The sequence below is a fragment of the Muribaculum sp. An289 genome, assembly GCF_002159555.1.
GTDB classification, from domain to species: Bacteria; Bacteroidota; Bacteroidia; order Bacteroidales; family UBA932; genus Merdivivens; species Merdivivens faecigallinarum.
This window is the reverse complement of the sequence record NZ_NFIV01000002.1, coordinates 22,331-45,530: the sequence shown is the minus strand read 5'-3', so window position 1 is coordinate 45,530 and position 23,200 is coordinate 22,331. Positions and strand designations below refer to the sequence as shown.

Annotated in this window: 15 protein-coding genes; 5 read left to right on the top strand and 10 right to left on the bottom strand. The window is 51.1% G+C overall.

All coding sequences use genetic code 11. The annotated features are described in order from the left end of the window. Positions 1-124: 124 nt before the first annotated feature. Positions 125-1,036 carry an MlaD family protein gene (locus B5F83_RS01710; RefSeq protein ID WP_087275345.1) on the bottom strand — a complete coding sequence of 304 codons (912 nt, stop codon included), beginning with the start codon at positions 1,034-1,036 and terminating at the stop codon, positions 125-127. Positions 1,037-1,044: 8 nt separating this feature from the next. After that, positions 1,045-2,178 carry an N-acetylmuramoyl-L-alanine amidase gene (locus B5F83_RS01705; protein WP_087275348.1) on the bottom strand — a complete coding sequence of 378 codons (1,134 nt, stop codon included), beginning with the start codon at positions 2,176-2,178 and terminating at the stop codon, positions 1,045-1,047. Between the two features lie 73 nt (positions 2,179-2,251). Here B5F83_RS01705 and B5F83_RS01700 point away from each other — a divergent pair, with 73 nt between their 5' ends. Next, entirely contained in the window at positions 2,252-5,113 is a 2,862-nt protein-coding gene (locus B5F83_RS01700; RefSeq protein WP_087275350.1) for a putative LPS assembly protein LptD, read from the top strand. A gap of 165 nt (positions 5,114-5,278) precedes the next feature. After that, positions 5,279-7,267 carry a transcription termination factor Rho gene (gene rho / locus B5F83_RS01695; RefSeq protein ID WP_087275351.1) on the top strand — a complete coding sequence of 663 codons (1,989 nt, stop codon included), beginning with the start codon at positions 5,279-5,281 and terminating at the stop codon, positions 7,265-7,267. Here rho and coaE read toward each other — a convergent pair. From coaE to B5F83_RS01675, 4 genes are read right to left on the bottom strand one after another with little or no spacing between them, the layout of a single operon-like run. Further along, a complete protein-coding gene (gene coaE, locus B5F83_RS01690; RefSeq protein WP_087275353.1) occupies positions 7,259-7,921 on the bottom strand; it encodes a dephospho-CoA kinase in 663 nt (220 codons plus the stop codon). The two genes, rho and coaE, sit on opposite strands and share 9 nt — an antisense overlap. Beyond that, positions 7,914-8,882 carry a YbbR-like domain-containing protein gene (locus tag B5F83_RS01685; protein ID WP_087275355.1) on the bottom strand — a complete coding sequence of 323 codons (969 nt, stop codon included), beginning with the start codon at positions 8,880-8,882 and terminating at the stop codon, positions 7,914-7,916. Before B5F83_RS01685 ends, coaE begins: the two co-directional genes overlap by 8 nt. Before the next feature lie 9 nt (positions 8,883-8,891). After that, a complete protein-coding gene (gene yajC / locus B5F83_RS01680; protein WP_087275357.1) occupies positions 8,892-9,221 on the bottom strand; it encodes a preprotein translocase subunit YajC in 330 nt (109 codons plus the stop codon). A 45-nt stretch (positions 9,222-9,266) separates the two neighbouring features. Then, positions 9,267-10,229, bottom strand: a complete 963-nt coding sequence (locus B5F83_RS01675) for a transcription antitermination protein NusB (protein ID WP_087275359.1) — start codon at positions 10,227-10,229, stop codon at positions 9,267-9,269. Positions 10,230-10,315: 86 nt separating this feature from the next. Between B5F83_RS01675 and B5F83_RS01670 the strand changes: the two genes are divergently transcribed. Further along, the gene (locus B5F83_RS01670) at positions 10,316-10,654 is read left to right on the top strand and encodes a DUF3276 family protein (RefSeq protein ID WP_087275360.1); all 339 of its coding nucleotides are present in this window, start codon (positions 10,316-10,318) and stop codon (positions 10,652-10,654) included. After that, positions 10,644-12,590 carry an NAD(+) synthase gene (locus tag B5F83_RS01665; protein ID WP_087275362.1) on the top strand — a complete coding sequence of 649 codons (1,947 nt, stop codon included), beginning with the start codon at positions 10,644-10,646 and terminating at the stop codon, positions 12,588-12,590. Before B5F83_RS01670 ends, B5F83_RS01665 begins: the two co-directional genes overlap by 11 nt. Here the strand turns inward: B5F83_RS01665 and B5F83_RS01660 are convergent. Then, positions 12,585-14,615, bottom strand: coding sequence for a tetratricopeptide repeat protein (locus B5F83_RS01660; protein WP_087275363.1), 2,031 nt, complete (start codon positions 14,613-14,615; stop codon positions 12,585-12,587). The genes B5F83_RS01665 and B5F83_RS01660 overlap by 6 nt on opposite strands. A 398-nt stretch (positions 14,616-15,013) precedes the next feature. Here B5F83_RS01660 and B5F83_RS01655 point away from each other — a divergent pair, with 398 nt between their 5' ends. Beyond that, positions 15,014-16,060, top strand: a complete 1,047-nt coding sequence (locus B5F83_RS01655) for a M28 family peptidase (RefSeq protein ID WP_087275365.1) — start codon at positions 15,014-15,016, stop codon at positions 16,058-16,060. A 114-nt stretch (positions 16,061-16,174) separates the two neighbouring features. On the opposite strand, the gene uvrA is transcribed toward B5F83_RS01655, so the two are convergent. Genes uvrA through uvrB form a run of 3 tightly spaced genes read right to left on the bottom strand, consistent with a single transcriptional unit; the run spans position 16,175 to position 23,196 of the window. Continuing rightward, positions 16,175-19,030, bottom strand: coding sequence for an excinuclease ABC subunit UvrA (uvrA, locus tag B5F83_RS01650; RefSeq protein ID WP_087275367.1), 2,856 nt, complete (start codon positions 19,028-19,030; stop codon positions 16,175-16,177). A 1-nt stretch (position 19,031) separates the two neighbouring features. Next, a complete protein-coding gene (locus B5F83_RS01645) occupies positions 19,032-21,182 on the bottom strand; it encodes an HD domain-containing protein (protein WP_087275369.1) in 2,151 nt (716 codons plus the stop codon). A gap of 10 nt (positions 21,183-21,192) precedes the next feature. Beyond that, positions 21,193-23,196 (bottom strand): excinuclease ABC subunit UvrB, encoded by a 2,004-nt coding sequence (gene uvrB, locus B5F83_RS01640; protein WP_087275372.1) that lies wholly within the window; start codon positions 23,194-23,196, stop codon positions 21,193-21,195. Between the last annotated feature and the right edge of the window lie 4 nt (positions 23,197-23,200).

The following is a 23,200-nucleotide window of genomic DNA, read 5'->3' as shown; positions in this document are numbered from 1 at the left end:
TAAAATTTTACTTCTGTCGTGAAACGCGGATTTTTTTGAAATATTTTTGTAACATCTTGAAAATCAACGCAAAACAGAGAAATTTAAAACATCATTCTGTTGATTATTAACATCTTATGCACAATCAGAAAATCGATACCCTGATATACTTTTTCGGGTTGTCTTTTATCGCCCGTACCAACGAATCGACGTCCGACACCAGCGAGTCCACACGGAGATAGAGCGAATCGTTTTTCAGTAACAGGCCGGCACTCCCTTCCCCTTGCTCAAGGGATGAAAGTATCCGCGACAGGGAGGAGGTTATCTCCCCTATTCCGGCATCCTTCAACTGTGACGACACCTCCGAAAGGTCGGAAATGATGTCCGTGATGTCGCCTTTCCCTCCGGCAAGAACCTCCGAAAGTTCCTTCATCTTTTCCGAGAATATCTTCAGGTCCGGAACGACATCCCCGGCATCCGAAGCAATCCTGTCTATTTCGGACGAGACGGAAGCGAGCGATGCCAGTATCGACCGGATATCTGCGCTGTTGGCATCGAGGATTCCGCGGAGGGAACCGACAGCAAGCGAGACGGAGTCGAGGACCGAGCCGGCATTGTCGAGAATGCCCGGAAGCTTCTCCATCAGTGAGCCCATCATATCGGGAGCAAGGGCTCCCTGCATCGTATCGCCCGAAGAAGCCATTGAACCAGAAACGCCTTCAAGTACCCTTACGGACTTGCCGCCCATGAGGTCGCTGCTGTATATCTCGAATCTGGAATCCGAAGGTATCCCGAAGCGTTTGTCTACCGAGCAGGAAATATGGAAATCGCCGGACTCCGGAGAGTACTCGACACGATCCACGTTTCCGGCCTTGAAACCGCGCACATACACTCCTGCCGAGGTCTTCAGACCGTTTACGTCATCGTAAGTTACGACATATTCGTGTTCTCGGTTGAAGACATCCTTGTCCCTGAGATAATTTATCGCAAAATATGCGGCTACCACCGTGGCCACGACCATCAGGCCTATTCTGAATTCCTTACCGGGCTTTTTCATATCCTTATTTATTTTGCCGGGGCTACCGTCCCGTTTTCTATTTTCACTACGTATGCATCCGGGAATTTCTGCCTTACCTTGCGCAGGAAGGATCTTGCCTCCGCGATTGAAGAACAGTCCCCGGCCACATATTTATAATTTTTCCCGCTTTTGTAACTGTCGCAGCTTATGCCTTTGAAGGCCGGATCTCCGGCAGGCAGCTTGCGGCTGAGTACGAAGACCTGCACTCCGTACCTTACGGAACCGTCGTCGCCTCCGCTGTCGGAAGAGACTCCGCTGCCGGCAGATACTCCATCCTGTGCTGGAGTGTTTTCGATGATTCCGCTCTCGTCATAATATTCCTTATATTCGCTGAATGCATCGAATACGTTCTGGGCCAGCTTGTCCTGCCCGCTTTTGCTCCGCAGCACCGACAAATCCGAGGAATTCGAAATGAAGCCGAGTTCCAGAAGCACGGAAGGCATGGCGGTGCGTACCAGGACGAGGAACGGATCCCTCGATATCCCCCTGTTTTTCTTTATCGGACCTTCCCCCATCCTCTCCTGCACCAGTGTCGCAAGTTGCAGGCTCTGCTGGAGATGGGCGTTCTGGAGGAGATTGAAGATGATGTAGGATTCGGGATCGTTCGGATTGAAACCCTGGTATGCCGTGGAATAATCGTCTTCGAGCAGGATTACGGAATTTTCCCTCCGGCACAGCTCCATACTTTCCGAAAAGGTGTCCCTGTTCTTGTTCGAGGAAGGGCCGAGCACATGGGCCGAAGTGCCTGTCGGCGAGGAAGAATCCACAGCGTTGATATGTATCGATATGAACAGGTCCGCCTTGTTCCTGTTGGCTATCTCCGCCCGCTCGTTCAAAGGGATGAACTTGTCCGTAGTCCTCGTATATATCACCTTCACGTCCGGATATGCGGCCTTTATCTTGTTCCCGACCTGCCTTGCAATCGACAGGGTGAGATTCTTCTCGTAGGTCTTTCCGTCCTTGCTCACACAGCCGGCATCATGTCCCCCGTGCCCCGGGTCGAGGACGACTGTCTTCAGGCGCACCTTGCTTTCGGGTTCCGCATGGCATAAAAATGGCATGGTAACCGCGAGCAATGCCGATAAAAACGTCAAGATGGAATGCGAAGCCAAGTACTTCATAATTTTTTTAAAATTTTTACTACATTTGCATCTTGCAAAATTATGAAATTATTTTCGATTATTTGAATAATTGATGTCGAATCGATATATTGGAAAATACATATCGTCGCTGCTGGTCCCGGCAATTGTCGGGATTCTGGTGTCATTCCTGTCCCCAGGGGTGTCATCGGCGCAGACTCCCGTAAAAGATTCGACAGAGGTTTCCGTCCAGGAAAACGACAGGCAGGAAGACGGGCGTGACAGAAGGGACCGCGGACAGAGAAGGGGCCGGCGCAACAAGGAAAACATCCCTTCGGCGGACGAGAGGGTAAGGCCTTCCGAAGACAGGCTCGACTCGCTTGTACGCTCCCGCCTGGATTCGACTACGCTCGCAAGGATGGACTCCATCGAAACGGCAAGGAGGGATTCCATTGCCCGCGTACTTGCCGACACGACGACCGACAAGCCGGGAGCCATAGACCGGCCGGCATTTTCCACGGCAAGGGATTCGATTGTGGAGGATTTTTCCGGAAAATACAAAATGATCTACTATTACGGCGATGTCACCGTGGAATTCGGCGACATGAAGATGACCGCCGAATACATGGAATACAATGTGGATACGAAAACTGTCTTCGCCACCGGAATCAAGGACAGTCTCGGTAACTGGACCGGCCAGCCGACAATGACCGACCGCGGACAGTCCTATACGATGGAAAAGGTCATCTACAATTTCGAGACCCGCAAGTCGAGGGTCAAGAACATGATTACCCAGGACAAGGAAGGGGACATTTACGGCAAGGACATAAAAATGATGCCCGACAAATCGATAAACATGCGGAACGGGCGCTATACCGTCTGCGACAACGAGGATCCGCATTTTTATCTGAACCTCACCTCCGCAAAGGTAATGACGGAACCGAGCCAGCGTACAGTATTCGGCCCGGCGTACATGGTGGTGGAAGACGTTCCGCTGCCGCTGGCCATCCCTTTCGGCTTCGTTCCTAACATACAGGACAGGGCGAGCGGAATTCTGATACCGACCTTCGGAGACGAGGGAGCCAGGGGGTTCTATATGAAAGACCTCGGACTGTATCTTGTGCTCGGCGACTATTTCGACATAGCCCTGACGGGAGATGTCTACACCCTCGGTTCATGGCAGGTAGACGTGACCTCGCGATACAAGGTCAATTACAAGTTCAACGGAAACTTCGGGCTGACATATTCCAACGACCAGACGGGCGAAAAGGGAAGTACGGACTTCTTCCAGACGAAGAACTTCTCCGTAAAATGGTCCCACACGCAAGACCCCAAGGCCAGGCCGGGAACCACTTTCAGCGCATCGGTCAATTTTTCCAGCCCGTCCAACAACAAATACAACTCCAACAACATACACGAAGCCCTGACGACCCAGACCTCCTCGTCCATATCCTGGAGCCGCCGGTGGAACAAGGTGACACTCTCGCTGAGCGCTCTGCACAATCAGAATGCGAGGGACAGCTCCTACTCCATCACGCTTCCGAACCTGTCCCTGTCCGTGAGCACGTTCTATCCGTTCAAAAGGAAGGTAAGGGTAGGAAAGGAAAAACTGTATGAACAGATTTCGTTCAGCTACAACACCTCTTTCCAGAACAGAATCCAGTTCAAGTCCAGCGATGTCGGCAAACCGGGATTCTGGGACAAGCTCAACAATGGCATGACCCACAACTTCTCCATCGGACTGCCGTCCTTCACGGTTTTCAAATACTTGAACATCAACCCGTCCATTTCATACGGCATGAACTGGTATTTCAGGAAAACGGAAAGGGAATACAACCCGGAGACGGGACGTGTGGAAGAGAAGGAAGGGAAGGTGTTCAGCTCCTTCGGGGCCACCCACAGATATAGCGGAAGCATCAGTCTCGACACAAGGATATACGGACTCTTCAACTTCGGCACGCAGCACAGGCTCCAGGCCATCAGGCACATGATATCGCCGAGCCTTTCGGTCAATTTCCAGCCGGAGATGGGTACCGCATTCAACGGATGGAGGACCTACAAATACATAGATGCCAACGGAAAGGAGCAGATACTGGACTACAACGTCTACAGCGGGCAGATGAATGCCCCGCCTTCGCGCGGAAAGACGGCCTCGCTCACCTTTAACATAAACAACAACTTCGAAGCCAAGGTGCGGGACCTGAAGGACACCACGGGAACGGGAACGAAGAAAATCAAGCTCATAGACCAGCTTAATATTTCCGGAGGCTACAATTTCCTTGCGGACTCGATGAAACTGGATAATTTCCGGGTCACGATGAGCACGAACGTATTCGGAAAATTGGGAATCAACGCCAACATGACCCTCGACCCGTACGCCGTGAACGAAAGGGGGCAGAGGGTGAATGTGTTCAATGCGAAAAAGGAAGGCTGGTACCGCCCGGTAAGGATGACAAACGCAAGCGTTTCACTGTCCTATACATTGTCCGGAGAGGGCAAAATCAACGGAATGGACGGACAGGACAAGAACGCCCAGGGCTCGATGACTACCTACAGAAGGACATACAGGCATCCCGTAACCGGGGAATTCATTCCGGGAGGATGGCTGTACTATGTCAATCCCAATGCCCCGTGGAGCGTTTCCTTCAGGTATTCATACGTATTCACGAGGGGGTACAAGTACGTAAATGAGCAGCTTATGGCCAACAACCGTCATACGCAGGCCCTGAGCATCGATGCCAATGTGAATATCACCCCGTCCCTGTCGATGCAGATTTCGACAGGTTTCGACCTGATGGCGATGAAGATGACGACGACACAGCTGACGGCAAGGTTCAACATGCACTGCTTTAATATAGAGGTATCGTGGATTCCTTCCGGCCAATGGGAGCAGTGGAGTTTCAAGATAGCCGCCAATGCCGCAACACTCGCCGACCTGCTCAGATTCAAGAAAAGCACGAGTTATTGGGACAATTAGGAAAATTTTGCCCCTCCAGGGCCTTAAAACGCCGATTTTTTTTGTTTATATGTACTAATTTGCTATTTTTGCAGAACAGTTTTAGAAAACGGGAAAGGATTTCTGCCATTATTCTCAATGTTAGTCAATCCTGAATTTCATTAATTACTTACAGCTTTTTCATAAATGTACAAAATTTTTGAATTAAGAGAAAAAAGCCTCGAAGAACTGATTGGAATCGCAGAGGGGTTAAACATCGCCAAGGCGAAGAAGATGGATAAGGAAGAATTGGTTTATAAGATTCTGGATCAGATGGCTCTTGACAATGCAGTCAAAGAAGTTCCGGCAAAGAGGGGACGGCCTGCCAAAAAGAAGACCGCAGCCGTCGAAACCGGAGCGGAAAAGGACACTGCATCTGCAAGTACGGACAATTCCGAGACGGCCAAAAAGAGAAGAGGGCGCAGGCCGGGCAGCCAGAACCGGCAGGCGCAGGAAAACGACAATATGCTGCAGGGAAAGGAAAGGGACAACGTAGCAGAGACGGCCGGCGAAACCGCGGAAGTCTCCGTAAAACAACCGGTTGCCGACCCGAAACAACAGAACAAGAAGAGACGTGGAAGGCCTCCTAAGAGCCAGGAGAACATCCCGGCACCTGCACAGGAAACGAATGTGGAGGAAAAGCATGAAGCTGAATCCGGCCCGGTACAGGAGCCCGTATCCGTCCAGGAAAACGGGATGACCGGCGCTGGAACGGACGGCAGGCCCGAAAACCAGTTCCAGCCAAGAAAGAAACGCCAGCGCATAAACGTCAGTGTAGGAAGGGTGCAGGATCCCAACAGCAATGTAATATACGAGCCTGTCATCCCTAACAGATACCAGCCGCGCAACACCGGTGACGACAGGACTTCCGCACAACCGTTCCAGCCACAACAGCAGGACATGCCACAGCAGACCGTCCAGCAGCCACAGCAGTCGCAGCAACCGGTACAACAGCCGGCGGTGCAGCAACAGTCCCAGCCGGTACAGCAACAGGCAAGAATCGATTATGAAGGCATCGTGGAAGCCACCGGAGTCCTCGAAATAATGCCTGACGGCTACGGTTTCCTCCGCTCGTCGGACTACAATTATCTCAACTCACCCGACGACATATACGTATCGCAGTCGCAGATAAAATCATTCGCCCTCAAGACGGGAGATACCGTAACGGGAGAAATCCGGCCTCCGAAGGAAGGAGACAAATATTTTCCTCTCGTACGAATCATTTCCATAAACGGCTGCACGCCTGAATACATACGCGACAGGGTTCCGTTCGATTTTCTGACACCGCTCTTCCCTAATGAGAAATTCGAGATAGTCAAGAACGGGCACAACAACATGTCATGCCGTATCGTAGACCTCTTCACCCCTATCGGCAAAGGACAGAGGGGACTGATAGTGGCACAGCCGAAAACGGGTAAGACCATGCTGCTTAAGGCAATAGCCAATGCAATAGCGGACAATCATCCGGAAGTATACATGATAGTGCTCCTTATCGACGAAAGGCCTGAAGAAGTAACCGACATGGCAAGGAGCGTAAAGGCGGAAGTCATAGCCTCCACTTTCGACGAACCGGCGGAAAAACACGTCAAGGTGGCCAATATGGTACTCGAAAAGGCTAAGCGCCTTGTCGAATGCAAACACGATGTCGTTATCTTCCTCGATTCGATAACAAGGCTCGCACGCGCATTCAACACCGTACAGCCGGCTTCAGGAAAAGTGCTGTCGGGAGGTGTGGACGCAAACGCCCTACACAAACCGAAACGTTTCTTCGGTGCGGCCCGCAACATCGAAAACGGAGGTTCCCTGACCATCCTCGCAACCGCCCTTACGGACACGGGCTCCAAGATGGATGACGTCATATTCGAGGAATTCAAGGGCACCGGCAACCTCGAACTCCAGCTTGACAGGAAGATATCCAACAAGAGGATATTCCCGGCAGTCGATGTCACCCTCAGCAGCACAAGGAGGGACGACCTGCTTTACAGTCCGGAATACCTCAACAAGATATGGATTCTGAGAAACCACCTTGCGGACATGACATCGGTAGAGGCCATCGAAAACCTCATCCGCTACATGGAGCCGACAAGGACCAACGAAGAGTTCCTCAATTCCATGAACAGGGACGACTTATTGTAACAGATTGTAAGATAGCTGATTGCCGGATAGTTCCGAAACTATTCCGGCAATTTTCTTTTCAATGGAAAGACGGTCCGAAGAGGTATCGATAATCCATGAAGCCAGAGTCATATCTACCGGAGGCTGGCTTGAAATCCGCGAAAGCACGGCATCACGGGAAGCGTTGTCCCGCCGCATGACCCTTTCTATCCTCAGTTCTACAGGAGCATCGATGTAAAGCACCCTGTCGGCCATAGGGTACAGGACGGGCTTTGCAAGGAAAATGGCGGACTCGATTATGACGAACGGAGGACGGACACCCCCACCCCCGTCCGAAGGACTGACGGCCCTGAGTTTCCAGCGGGCGAAATCACGCATGACGGCAGGAAAAACCTCTGCCTCGACGGCGGCCAGCATCTCCCTGTCATTGAAAATCCTGCCGGCAAGAACCCCGCGCAACAGTTTTCCATCGGACGAAACGATATCGTCGCCGGCGATTTTCCTTACTCTCGAAAGCAGGATGGAATCGGTATCGTATAAAGACTTCGCATGCGAATCGGAATCATACACAGGGATTCCGTACAAAGATGAGAAAATATTGCAGACGTAACTTTTTCCCGCCCCTATGCCGCCTGTGACGGCAAGGACTGGACAGGGACGACAATCATCATTCATGTTCGATAAAATCTACGACAGGAGGCTGGAAACGGTAGGACAGGATTCCGCGCGGGGACGAGAAAAGCCGCACCGGCATCTCCATTCCGTTCATCCTCGATATGTCGTTATAGTCGATTCCTGCTGTAAAACCCGTCTCATCCGCATTCTGGTACGGGAAAGGCACACGGTAAATGATCGTAACGCGTGAAGGCAAAAGGATCGCCCTCTCCCCTGCCGGCAGATTGACTACCGATAAGTTCACGGTCGACTTCATTTCCACATAACGGGACACCGAGACGGTATAATGCACCATTTTTTCGGAAAGCCTGAGCCCCGGAGGTGTCATAAGCGAAACCACCCCGTCCTTGTCCCCGTCAAGGTCTTCAGCATAGACGGTCTCGGTATGCACATAATTGATTCTCGACAGGTCGGAAACGGTTCCGTAAACGAGGACCGAATCCGGCTCCACAGTAATATCACCTATCTGCATGTATTGCGGCCGGCATTCGACTACGGCATTTGGAACGACAGGGACCTTCTTGTACTGTTCCTTGGTAAAACGGAATTCGAGCCTGCTCGTCACAAAATATTCGAGACCTACATTCTGTAGGCCTATCGAAGGCATGAGTTCCCTCATGGCATCCTCCGTCAGATAGAACAGCTCGTCATCCGTATCGGATTTTTTCCACAGCTCGGGAGCTACATTTATCTCCATAGGCACGGATTTGTATATCCGCCTGCGGATGATGTAGAAACCGTTCGCCTTCCCCCTTATAATCATGGTAGCCGACGTCGACGACCTGTCCGAATGGCCGTTTATCTCGGAGGTCGCCACAAGCTCATACTCAAGGAAAGCGGAATACTCTCCCGAAAGCGTATAGATGAGCCAGACAAAAAAGGCCAAGAGGAGGGATACCAACAAAATCTGCCAATCCCTCCCCGCTCTGTTTTTGAATCTTCTGACGAGATTCCTGAACATCCGCGAAAATTATCTTTGAGTATCGGCCATATCCTTTACGACTGCCGATTTGTCAACAAGAATCTTCACATTGTTGTCAATTTCCACGACGAGCTTGTCGTCCTTGACCTCACATACGACTCCGTATATGCCGCCGACAGTGACAATCTTGTCCCCTTTCTTCAAAGAGGCGCGGAACTGGTTGAGTTCTTTCTGCTTTTTCTGCTGCGGACGTATCATGAAAAAATACATGACGACGAAAATCAGGACGATCATCGCTATGGACATCCATCCGCTGCCGCCACCGGCACTGTTCGCTGCCTGACCAGCAGATGCATCGAGTAATGTTAAAAAATTCATATCAAAAAAATTAGTAAAATGTTATTAATAATTGATTCTTACAATTCATAGCAGACCCTTCCCGCTCTTTACTATGGTCCCGTCTTCCAGACCCTTCTGTATCAGCCGGTCCAAAAGCCCGTTCACGAATACCCTGCTGTTGGCCGTGCTGTAATACTTGGAAATCTCCACATATTCGTTTATGGTCACCTTGACAGGGATGCTCGGAAAGGCGATGGCCTCGGACAGTCCCAGTACGATGAGGGCGGCATCCGTGGAAACGAGCCTGTCGGAATCCCAGTTCTTCGTACTTTCGGTTATCTGCCTGAACAGCCTGTCATAATTGGCCATGGCATAATCCAACAGTTTTATCACATATTTCCTGTCGTCTTCGACATCCGCCCCTTTCTCCTCCATATCGCTCTGGAACAGAGCCGGAATCGTGAACACGCCGTCTTTTTTCACGGTTTTCAACGTCTTGACTATATAATTGAGGACATAGCCGAGATCGTCCATCCAGTATATGGACATGTCATCGATAATCTGCTCCAGCTCCTCGTTGTCCTCAAGCTCGTTTTCATAAATCTTCACGAAAAGGGCGCAGTCGTCGGCGAGGGAACGCTCCCCGTTCTCCATGTATTTCTGAAAATATTCTCTGGAATAGACCGCTTTCAGCAAATGCCGCACAAAGGCGTCATGCTCGTTCCAAAGCAATTTCTTCTTTTCGCACTGCTTCACGAAATCCGCATTGGCCGCAAGTATCCCCGGTACGGCGTTTTCGAAAAATTTCATATTGGGATTCAGGTCCTCTTCCGTAGGGAAAAACTTGTTTTTCCTTTTGGCTATCGACTCGCCTTCAGCCGCCTTCAGGGCCCTTGCAAGATTGAGCATGAACAGATATAGATCCCTACATTTTTCACATGAAAGAAGCAATTCCTTCTCGGCCGCCACGATGGATCCCGCGCCAGAATACACATTGCCGTATAACACTTTGAACGCTTTAACGCGTAAAATACGTCTGTTTAGCATTTCTTGTCAAATAAATTTTTGCAAATATAGTACTCTTATCAAGAAAATATTTAACTTCGCGAAGATTTGATTAATTTTTTTGTAAAATGTATTTCGACGATATCGATAACAGAGGAACTGCTGAACGCAACAGCGACGATATTTTCTCAAAGCCGATCAGGGCGGGAAAGCGCACTTATTTCTTTGATGTCAAAGCCACTAAGGGTAACGATTACTATATAACCATTACCGAAAGCAAACGCAGGCAGGAATTCGACGGCAAGGCAGCCTACGACAAGCACAAAATATTCCTGTACAAGGAAGACTTCGACAAGTTCGCCCAGGGACTCGAGGAAACCATCGAATATATCCGCAAAATCAGTCCGGTCCAGGAAGAATACGAGGGGAAGAACAACTTTACCGATGTGAATTTTGATGAACTTTAAGGATTTCGGCTATCTGAGGGTGGCCGCTGCCGCACCCAAGGTAGAGCTCGGCGACTGCATGGGCAATGCCGGCCATATCATAGAATACATAGGCAAGGCGGCGGAAGCGGAAGCCGCAATCGCGGTATTTCCGGAACTGTCAGTCACAGGATACACCTGCGGCGACCTGTTTTATCAGGAAAAGCTCCTGAAATCGGCCGAAAATGCAGTAAGGCGCATAGCGGCGGCTACAGCCGGAACGAAAACCGTAGCCGTAATCGGGCTTCCCGTAGCCTACGGGGACAGGCTTCTGAACTGTGCCGCGGTAATCCACAACGGAAACATAGCCGGAATCGTACCGAAAAGCCATATACCCAATTATGCCGAATTCTATGAAAACAGATGGTTTTGCAGCGGAAGCGGCATAGACGACACCATATCATTCGCCGGACAGAAGGGCATCCCGTTCGGGGCTAAAAAACTTTTCCGCCTCGGCAAGGCCGTGTTAGGAGTGGAAATTTGTGAAGACATCTGGACCGCCCTTCCTCCGTCCACCATATTATGCATGGCAGGGGCCAACATAATAGTCAATCTGTCGGCCAGCGACGAACTCGCCGGAAAACATGACGAAAGAATGCAGCTGATTTCCCATCAGTCGGGCAGATGCATATCATCATACATTTACGCCTCCTCTGGCTTCGGGGAGTCGACCTCGGACCTCGTATTCGCCGGAGATACGGCAATAGCGGAAAACGGAAGGATACTGGCCGAAGGAAAACGCTTCGAAAAGGACGGGACTATCACATACGCCGATATCGACCTCGGTCTGCTGTCCGCAATGAGGAGGAAGACGGGCACTTTCCCGGGAAGCGACACCCTCCCCCAGGACACCATAGGGAAAATAGACATCATCGACCTCGGGGAACCGGTCTACCCGAAAAGACTTTCAAGAGACATACCGCGCCATCCTTTCATACCGTCCGGACCGGACAGGGACAAAAGGATGGAGGAAATCATCCGCATACAGATAGCCGGGCTTGCGACAAGAATCGAAAGAATCAAGTCGAAGACCGCCGTAATCGGGATATCCGGAGGATTGGACAGCACCCTCGCGCTTCTGACCACGGTCCTCACCTACGACTATCTCGGCAAGGACAGAAAAGAGATAATAGGCATCACGATGCCGGGCCTCGGGACGAGCGGGCGCACCAGGAACAATGCCTCTGACCTGATGGAAGCCTTAGGCATCACTTCAAGGGAAATACCTATTTCACAGGCAGTAAGGCAGCATTTTTCAGACATAGGCCTCGATAGCGATTACAGAGGGGCGGCATACGAAAACGCCCAGGCACGTGAAAGGACACAGATACTCATGGACACGGCCAACCTTACCGGCGGAATCGTCATAGGTACGGGAGACCTGTCCGAAGCAGCCTTGGGATGGTGTACATACAACGGGGACCACATGTCCATGTACAACATGAACGGAGGCATCCCTAAAACGCTGGTAATCCATCTCGTAAAATGGATTGCCGACAACAATGCATGCGCCGCCGCTGCCTCGCTCCGTGACGGAAAAAACATAAAGGAAATCATTTACGACATCATAGACACCCCGATAAGCCCGGAACTGCTTCCGGCAGACGGCAATGGGGAAATCAACCAGAAGACCGAAGAACTCATCGGTCCTTACGAATTGCACGATTTCTTCCTCTACCATTTCATCCGCCTGTGCGAAACGCCGGAAAAGATACTTTTCACGGCAAGCCATGCGTTTTCGGGAAAATACGATGAAGCCGCCATCGGAAAATGGCTCCGCCTTTTCATGAAAAGGTTCTTCACCCAGCAGTTCAAGAGGAACTGCGCTCCGGATTCGCCGAAAGTGGGCTCCGTGGCACTGTCTCCGCGCGGAGACTGGAGGATGCCGAGCGACGCTTCCCCTGACGGATGGCTATAGGCCTCCGTTATCCTCTTCGCAGTATTGGTTGATTACGCTGTAGGCATCATCGACACCGAGTTCGCCTGCCTTGGAGAGGTCTATGCATCCTTTTTCCTTGTCACGCAGGTATATCAGCACAAGTCCCCTGTTGAAATAAGCGTCACCGAAATAAGGGAAGAGCTCGATGGCCTTCGTATAGTTCTTTATCGCCTCTGTATGCTCGGAAGAAAGCGTGAACAGATTCCCGAGATTGAAGTAGACATAAGGGTACTCCGGATAGAGCATCGAAGCCTTTATCATATCCCCTATCGCCTCACTGTAGTCGTACCGGTTCATGGACTGCTCCTGCACCCTTGCCGTCGTAGTGCTTCCCCTGTTGTCAAGCGTAAGCACCTGTACATTGTGCTGCATGGACGATATGAAATCTATCATGTCGGCCTGAAGGACTCCCCTGTTCATATAGATCAGTGCCAGCAGAGGGCTCTCCCCTGAAGCGGATATTGCCGAACCGTAGTCATCCATAGCCGCGCTGAAACGGCTTTCAGCCGATTCGAGTATTCCCTTTGCGAACAGTTCCAATGTCCTTTCGTCCGGATTGTCCGAAAGATCCCTGCTTATGGCCGCTATGAAATCCGAATATTCCGGATTGTTCTTGCCGCCGGAACGGTCCTCATTGGAGACAACGGCATCGAAAGCAAGCAATGAAAGGAGGGAATCGACCGTCGGATTCTCATAACCCTTGTCCAGACGGGACCATGGGGCCTTGCTTCCCGCCACGACCTTATACATGGAACGCAGGCGGACATCCACATCCCTGTATTGCAAAAGCTCGTCATTGAAATCCTTCTGGGCAAATTCGGCATCGAGAGTAAGCAGGGAACTGAACTGCTTTGCAGTATCGGCAAAGGCCGAAGCCCCTTCCGCCGTACTTACCTTCTGCTGATACTCCCGTATCTTCCGCTGGGCCGTCTCGTAATCCTTCTTGGATTCGTCAGGAAAGCCCATGAGGTTCTTGAGATAGGACCGGTTCATGTAGGCCTTCGCAAAATCGGGATACAGTTCTATCGCTTTGTCGTAATCGTATACGGCATCCCAATACCTGCCCATCTCGATAAAAATGGAAGCTCTGTTGAAATAGGCCAGCACATTGCGCGGATTGATGTTTATGACCCTGTCGAAATCTTCAAGCGCTCCTTCGTAATCGGTCATCTGCGCCCTTATCAAAGCCCGGTTGTAAAGCGTAAGGGCATTTCCCGGCTCATCCTCCAATACCCGGTTCAAATCTGCCATGGCCCCGGCGATATCATTGCTGTCATACCTTAGAATCGCCCTGTTGAAATATGCGAAAGTGTTGGACGTATCCAATACTATCGCCTTGTCCATGTCGGCCAGCGCGTCCGTCAGATTTCCTGACATCGCATACAGGCGTCCCCTCCTTATATAACCCTCCGGGTCGAACCTGTTCAGTTTTATCGCCTTGTTGTAATCGTTCAGCGCATCGAGCGTGTCCCCGAGGAAAAGATAGGTGGCCCCCCTGTTCAGATAGGCCGTGGATTCCTCCGGCTCCCTTATGATGAAACGGTCGAAATCCCCTACCGCCTTTTCGAACTGGCGCGAAAGGAAATATATCACCCCGCGGCTGAAATACAGCGGGACGAAATCCGGCCTGAGCGATATGGCCTCGTCCATGTCTTCGAGGGCCTCGTCGTATTTTCCTATACGGCTGAGGGTTATCCCGCGATAATGGTAGGCGTCCGTATATACAGGATTGATTTCCACCGCCTTGTCGAAATCATCCAAAGCACCGCGGAAATCCCCAAGATTGTATTTTGCTATCCCTCTGAAAAAATAAGTCTCGTATCCGGACGGATCCAACCGTGCCAGAATATTGAAATTTTCTATGGCTGAAGAATATTTTCCTTCGATGAGAGCCTGCCTGCCCCTTATATAAAAACGGTCTATGTCGTACTGCCCGAAAACGTCGGTGCAGACGAGCATGAAAACGGCAAAGGCCGCAAAAAAACATCCCTTTATCCTTGGCATGACAGCATATTTACATGACAGTCCGGTACACCATAAATGATGCCGGACTGCAAAAATAACGATTTTATCGTTAACAGACTTTGGAAATCACTTTTTCGGGAGGCCAGAAACACCGAGGAAGTAGGTATGAATCGGATTTTGCCGGCAAATTTTTCACCTCATAGCCATCTATCATTTTTGCAACACATTAATAACCAACCCTTTACAAAAATCACACCTGCGCTTGGGTATCTCAAAAAGCACCCAAAGCCAGCCCGCATTTCCATAACACACTGATTATCAACACACCCAAAACAAGCAAGATGGCTATGGGGTGAAAAACGGCGGAATCCAAGTTTGTTTGCTCTGCTTTCCGCTTTTATTTATCTTTGTCCGCATTTTTATTGCGGAGTTACCTCATGGATAAATACAAGATTTGTTTTGCCGCACTTTCAATCATAATCCTCATGGCAATATGGGGACAGCCCCTGCCGGCCATGCAGGGAGAAAAACCGGAACCGGAAAACCGGGAAGTACCGGCCAGGCCGCCGCACAACTGGGACATCATGAATACCGTGGAATTCCTCTCTTCGGATATCTGCGAGGGCCGCTCAGCCGGGACGGGAGGCTCATTCGAGGCGGCAGCATATATAAAAGGTATTTTCGAAGGGACATCCCTGCTGCCACTGTTCAGTGAGGGTTACTCGCAGGCCTTCAAGGTACGGACATCCTCGGGTGAAATAACTGGAAGAAACATGGCCGGCATAATCCCCGGGAACAACCACGGAAAATACGAAAAGCCTTACATCATAGTATGCGCCCATTACGACCACCTCGGAAAACTTTACGACAAGGTCTATCCAGGAGCCGATGACAACGCCTCGGGAATCGCCGCCCTCGGATACATGGCAAGACAATTCGCCATGAACCGCTTCCTAATGGATACGGCAAGCCGCTCCGTAATATTCATAGCCTTCGATGCGAAAGAATACAGCATGGCCGGCTCACGGGCCTTCGTAGACAGCCTGCTTTCCGAAAACGGGATAACTGACCCGGCGACCGGAAAAAGAATCAGACCGGACGAAATAGCCTTCGCAGCCAACATAGACCAGGTAGGTTCCATCCTCGAACCCATCGACTCCCGCCACAGGGAATATCTGATGGTGCTCGGAAGCGAAAATCTCGATGAATACGGGCAGAACATACTCGCCGTTACGGAAAAATACCTGATGCCGGAACTGAAAATAGGCTACGACTATTACGGAAGCGAAAAATTCACGGAACTGTTCATGAGGCTGTCGGACCAGGCAAGTTTTACCGATGCAGGCATAGCCGCCCTTTTATTCACATCAGGAATAAACGACCATACCTACAAGGTTACGGACGACATGTCTATCGTAGACCCTAAAGCCCTTGCAATGCGGGCAAGATACATCTACCTGTTCATCGAAAGGCTCACCCGTTAGCACCGTCGAAGATTGAGGCTGAACCAAAAGGAGAAAATTCAAGGCTTGCGCAGATGAGAAAACCGGAGTGTACTGTCGTACATGAGGATTTTCGAATCAAGCGTAACGCAGAAATTACCCTTTTGGCTCGGCCTCATAATAACCGGCAAGGGCGGCTCCAGTGAAAAGGTCCGTCCTGCCGCGCAAATCCTCGGGCCTCCCCTCGAAGACGACCTCGCCTCCGGCCGCACCGCCGTCCGGGCCGAGGTCTATGACCCAGTCAGCCGCGGAAATGACATCAAGATTGTGCTCTACGACAAGTATCGAATGTCCGCGTTCCATCAGGGCATCGAAAGAATTGAGGAGTTTTCCGACATCATAAAAATGCAGGCCGGTAGTAGGTTCGTCGAAGATGAACAGGATACGTTCCTGTTTCGTCCCCGCCCTCGTAATCATTTCATCCTCCGAGTATCCGCCGGCTGCAAGGAAGGCCGCAAGCTTCACTCTCTGGCTTTCTCCTCCGGAAAGGGTGCTGCTGCTCTGGCCGAGGCGGATATAGGAAAGCCCCACGTCTACCAAAGGCTGAAGGCGTTTGGCGATCCGTACCGACAGAGGGTCGCTGCTGTCCGCAAAAAAGCCGATGGCTTCCGAAACGCTCATGTCGAGAATCTCGTTGATGGATTTGTCCTTATATTTTACCTCTAAAATCTCCGGCTTGAAACGTTTTCCTCCGCAGCTCTCGCAAACCATGGTGACATCGGCCATGAACTGCATTCCGATACGGACGACACCCTCCCCGAGGCACTCCGGACAGCGCCCGTCGCCTCCGTTGAAAGAAAAATACGAAGGGGTGAAACCGTTGAGGCGCGCGTACTTCTGGGAAGCGTAAAGTTTTCTTATATCGTCATAAATCTTAAGGTAGGTCACCGCATTGGAGCGCGAACTCTTCCCGATAGGGTTCTGGTCGATATACTCGACGGACGTTATGGCCGCCAAATCTCCCTTCAGTTCCTTGAAAGTTCCCGGTTTTTCGGTCACGCGGTTGAAATGCCTGAGCAGGGCGGGATAAAGCACATCGCCCACAAGGGAAGACTTGCCGCTGCCGCTGACACCGGTCACCGCTGTCATTACGCCGAGAGGGAAATCCACCGATACGTTTTTAAGATTGTGGTGCGAAACGCCGGTAAGCCTCAACGACTCCACCCAATTGCGCTTCACCCTGTCCGATGCCACCTTTCTGCGGCCGGACAGGAATTCGAGGGTCAAAGACCCGCTGTCTTCCGGGAATTTCCTTGGAATTGGGCCGGAATACATCACCTCCCCTCCGAATACGCCCGCATAAGGGCCCATGTCTATCAGACAATCGGCCGCCTCGATGATTTCACGGTCATGCTCCACGACGACGACGGTATTTCCAAGGTCGCGCAAGTCCTTCAATACCGAGATGAGCCTTCCTGTATCGCGGGGATGGAGGCCTATGCTCGGTTCATCAAGGACATAAAGGGAGCCCACAAGCGAACTTCCGAGCGCGCTGACAAGGTTTATACGCTGGCTCTCTCCTCCCGACAGGGTATTGCTCAGACGGTCGAGGGTGAGGTAAGAAAGCCCGACTTTTATTATATATGAAAGCCTGTGCAGGATTTCTTCCACGGCCTTGCCCGCCACCTTCCTTTCATAATCGGTGAAGCTGGCATTTTCCAGAAACTCATATAAATCCCCTATGCCCATAGAAAGCATTTCATGGATGTTCTTTCCGGCCACCCGCACGTAAAGCGCCTCTTTCCTGAGCCTGCTCCCCTCGCATTCGGGGCAGACGGTACGTCCGGTAAAACGGCTCAGCATGTATCTGTACTGTATCTTGTAACGGTTGCTTTCGACCCATTTGAAAAATCCGTCGATTCCAATCAGCTCACCTTCGCCCTTCCACAAGACCCGGAGCTGTGCGCGGGTGAGTTCGGAATACGGCGTATGTATCGGCAGACCGTAGTTTCCGGCATTCATGATGCAATTGTCATAAAAATATTTCATCACTTCTCCGCGCCAGCAGACTACCGCGCCTTCATATATCGAAAGGCTTTTGTCGGGAATCACCAGATCCTCATCGATGCCTTCGACTTTCCCAAAGCCTCCGCATTCCGGACAGGCGCCGATAGGGTTGTTGAAGCTGAAAAGCAGTTCGGACGGCTCCATGAACTCGATTCCGTCAGCCTCGAAACGGTTTGAAAATTCCTTATAAACGATGTTCCCTCCATCGTCTTTTGCGACTTTCACCCGACCGTTTCCCTTTTCGAAAGCCGTTCTCGCCGAATCGTATACCCTGTCCCTGAACTCATCGTCGGAAGCGCTGCCCTCTACGGACTTCATCCTATCAACCAAAAGATATGTTTCACTGTTTTCCGAAACGGAATCTTCCGAAAGCATTTCATCGATTCTCACGGGGGTCCCGTCACGCAACAGACGGGAAAACCCTTCTTCCTTCAGGGCAAGAAGCATTTCCACCCTCCTGTCCCTGTCCCTGTCCCAGCCGAAATCGGAAAGAATATAATAGGTACCGGGGACCGAACATACGTAGGAAGCTATGTCCGAAATATTTTCCTTCTTCACCTCTTTTCCGGATACTGGCGAATAGGTACGCCCTATCTTGGCGTATACGGTACGGAGAAGGTCGTATATCTCCGTAGACGTTCCTACCGTGGAACGTGGATTGCGGCTGTTTACTTTCTGCTCTATGGCTATCGCCGGAGGTATGCCTTCGATGGAATCCACATCGGGTTTTGACATACGGCCGAGAAACTGGCGTGCGTAGGATGAAAGGCTCTCCGCAAACCGCCTCTGGCCTTCGGCGAAGAGGGTGTCGAAGGCTAGAGAAGACTTGCCGGACCCGGAAATGCCGGTTATCACGGTAAGTTTTCCCCGGGGAATCCGCACATCGACATTCTTCAGGTTGTTTACCCTCGCACCTTTTATGATTATGTAGTCACTGTTATCCATCTTACCTCAGAACATTTGTAACATCTTTTACTTTCCTTATGGCCGAAATCACTTTGTCCAGCTCAAGGTTGTTGGGCACGGACAGTTTCAATTCGATTTCGTGGGTCACGTCGCGCGAATTGCGTTCATTGATTATCATGGACCTTACGGATGCCTTGTACTGCGAAGCCGCCTCCATCACGGGCGCACCCAAACGCCGTTCGCCCCGGCAGAGCACCCTCAGGGTGACCTGGAACGAAGCGGATGACGAATTGCTGCTCCAACGCACCCTCTGTATCCTGTAAGGGTATTTTTCAATCAGCCGCGCCGCATTGGGGCACGAAAGCCTGTGAATGGTTATCCCGTCCCTGACGGAAATGAAACCGAAAACCTCGTCGCCGAAGACCGGATTGCAGCATTTCGCCATACGGTAGCCTATATTATTGATATTTCCGCCGATTACAAGTACGTCGTTCCTTGTTTCCCTGCCTTCCTGGCGAGGTTCCTCATTTTCCTCCTTCGGTTTCTGGCCCTGAAAATCCCGCGCCTTGCCCTTGTCCGAAAGGAAATCCTTGATTTCCAGGACATCTATCGCATTTTCCGCGACTGCGCAATAGAACTCGTTCAGGCTTTTCATCGAATACCTTTTCGCCAGTACGCCGAGGTCTTCATCGGACATCTCCATCTTCCAGTTTTTCAGCCTCCTTGCGACCAGTTCCTTGCCTTCCGAAGCCTTCTTGAACTCTTCTTCAGCGAGTTTCTGCCGGATTTTGGTTCGTGCCTTGGATGTGACGGCGGCATCGAGCCACCCCATGTTCGGCTTCTGGTTCTTGTTAGTCACGGCCTCCACTATGTCTCCCGTACGGAGTTTTTCGCGGATAGGCACAAGTTTGCCGTTTACCAGCCCTCCGCTGCATTTCAAGCCTATGTTGGTATGTATGGCGAAGGCGAAATCAAGAAGCGTGGCCCCGTAAGGCAGCCGTTTGAGTTCCCCGGAAGGAGTATATACGAAAACGTCCTTGCCTATATTGTCCGGCATGTTGTCGTAGGAAAAACTCTCCTGCTGGGACATCACGTTCTTCACCGAAGCGAGCCACTCCTGCATGTACTCTTCCTTCTTCACGCCCTTGTACGACCAGTGGGAAGCCCCTCCGGATTCGGCAACTATGTCCATCCGGCGCGTGCGTATCTGGACTTCGAGGGGGACACCGTCATCGAATTCGATAGTGACATGGAGGGATTCGTAACCGTTCGGTTTCGGTTTGGACAGCCAGTCCCGGAGCCTGGAGGTATCGTATTTGTATTCGCTCGTCACGTAAGAAAACACGTTCCAGCACAATGCATGTTCCGTCTCCCTGTCCGGAGGGCAGTCTATGATAAAACGTATCGCATATACGTCGTAGACTTTTTCAAAAGGCACTTCCTGGGTAACCATCTTTCTCCATATCGAGTAAGCGGTTTTGGTGCGCCCTTTCAGCTGGTAACGGATTCCCGCATCGGAGAGTTTCCTTTCCAAAGGCCCTATGAACCTTTTCATCCTCTCCTCGCGGTCGCGGGCGGTAAGGCGGAGCTTGTTGGTTATGGAGTTGTAAACCTCAGGTTCCGTATACTTGAGATATATGTCTTCCATCTCGCCTTTCAGGGAATAAAGGCCTATCTGGTGTGCAATCGGGACATAAAGCAGCTGGGTCTCGACGACCTTGAGTTCCCTGGACTGCTTAGGAAGCAACCTTATATTACGCATTACCTCCAGACGGTCCGCCAGTTTTATCAAAGTCACCCTCGGGTCACGGGAATAACTGATTATCAGCCTTCTGTACGTATCCGCCTCAAGCCTCGTATCCTTCGGTTTTATGGCAGATATCCTGTTCAGGCTCACCGCTATGTTGCGTATATCCTGCGGAAAGGAAAGAAAATCATCACTTTCGATGATTTCAGGATGAAAACGTGTGGCTTCATGGAGGAAAACGGCGGCAGCGCAGTCGGCGCCCATGCCGATTTCGTTGCACACTATCCCGGCCACACCTAACGGATGGCCTATGAAAGGGGAGTCATTTCCCCTTTTCATTCCTTCGAGGGCCTTTTCCGCCATTCCGTACGCCTTCAGGACAAGCTCTAATTCGCCGTCCTGAAAATCTTCCGTAAAAACGGGTTTCAAACCGTTCCTGTCCATCGTTCCTGCATCAATTAATCATGTCCTTGATTTTCCACATCTCGTCCCTGAATTTCGCCGCACTGACGAAATCGAGGTTTTTGGCCGCCTCTTCCATTTTCTGTTTTGCCGCCTGTACGGCCTCTTCCAGTTCTGCACGGCTCATTTTCGACAGCACCGGATCATTCAAAAGCGAAGGTGCTTCGTCAAGTTGCCAGTAGGCCCTCTGGGACTTCGAAGAAGATGCGGCTACAAGGGAATTCATCTTAGTTTCGACCTGCTTCGGCGTAATGCCGTGCTCTTTGTTGTAGGCCAGCTGTTTCTCGCGGCGGCGGTTAGTCTCGTCTATGGTCTCCTTCATGGAACCGGTTATGGTATCGGCATACATTATTACAAGGCCGTTTACATTCCTCGCCGCCCGGCCTGCCGTCTGTGTCAGCGAGCGGCCGCTTCTCAGAAAGCCTTCCTTGTCGGCATCGAGGATGGCCACAAGCGATACCGAAGGGATGTCGAGGCCTTCCCTCAGGAGATTAACCCCGACAAGCACGTCAAAGCTGCCCGCCTTGAAGTCCTCTATGATTTCCACCCTTTCCAGAGTATCCACGTCCGAGTGTATGTAACGCGACCTCACGCCCGCACGGTTCAGATATTTGTCAAGTTCTTCAGCCATCCTCTTCGTCAGAGTGGTGACAAGCACGCGCTCGTTCCTCTCCATGCGCAACTGGATTTCTTCCATCAGGTCGTCAATCTGGTTTTTAATCGGCCTTACCTCTATCGGCGGGTCGAGAAGTCCGGTAGGCCTTACGACCTGCTCGACAATGACACCGCCGGTTTTCTCCAGCTCATAATCCCCCGGAGTCGCGCTGACGTAGATTGTCTGACCCGTGATTTCCTCGAATTCCTCGAACTTCAACGGCCTGTTATCGGCAGCGGCCGGGAGACGGAAGCCGTAATCGATGAGAATGTTCTTGCGCGAATGGTCACCGCCGAACATAGCCCTTATCTGCGGAAGGGTGACATGCGATTCATCTATGAATGTAAGGAAATCGTCGGGAAAATAGTCTATGAGGCAGAACGGACGCATTCCTTCGGCACGTCCGTCGAAATAGCGGGAATAATTTTCAATCCCCGGGCAATAGCCCATCTCCTTAATCATTTCCAAATCATATTCTACCCTCTGTTTCAGCCTGTTGGCCTCATGCGACTTTCCGATTTCCATAAAATATCCGTAACGTTTCTGCAAGTCATCCTGAATCTGGGATACGGCCTTTATGGAACGTTCCTTGGTAGTCACGAAATTGTTTGCCGGAAAGATTACGGCCTGCTCCAAGGTATCGATTTTCATCGAAGTGACCGGCTCTATCATGCTGATTTCCTCGACTTCGTCCCCAAAAAACTCGATCCTGTAGGCATAGTCGCCGTAAGCCGGGAAAATATCCACGACATCGCCCTTCACCCGGAAACTTCCCCTCGTAAACTCGCCTTCGGTACGGCTGTAAAGTGCATCCACCAAAGAATACAGCAATTTGTTGCGTGAAATGTTGTCGCCCCTGCGTACGGAAACCATCTGCGCATGGAAATCCTCCGGGTTGCCTATGCCGTAAAGGCACGACACGCTCGAAATCACAATCACGTCCCGGCGGCCGGAAAGCAGGGCGGACGTGGCGGAAAGGCGGAGTTTCTCTATCTCCTCGTTTATACTGAGGTCCTTTTCAATATAGGTATCGGTTGTCGGTATGTACGCTTCCGGCTGATAATAATCGTAATATGAAACAAAATATTCCACGGCGTTATCCGGGAAAAATGACTTGAATTCGCCGTAAAGCTGCGCTGCAAGTGTCTTGTTGTGGCTAAGGATGAGGGCCGGCCTTTTCATGCGCTCTATCACATTGGCCATGGTAAAGGTCTTCCCCGAGCCGGTAACGCCGAGCAAGGTAACGGCATCGGCCCCGTCCCCAAGGAGCCTTGTTATCTGCTCGATTGCCTGGGGCTGGTCTCCGGCAGGCTTGTATGCTGAATTGATCTTGAAATCCATAGAC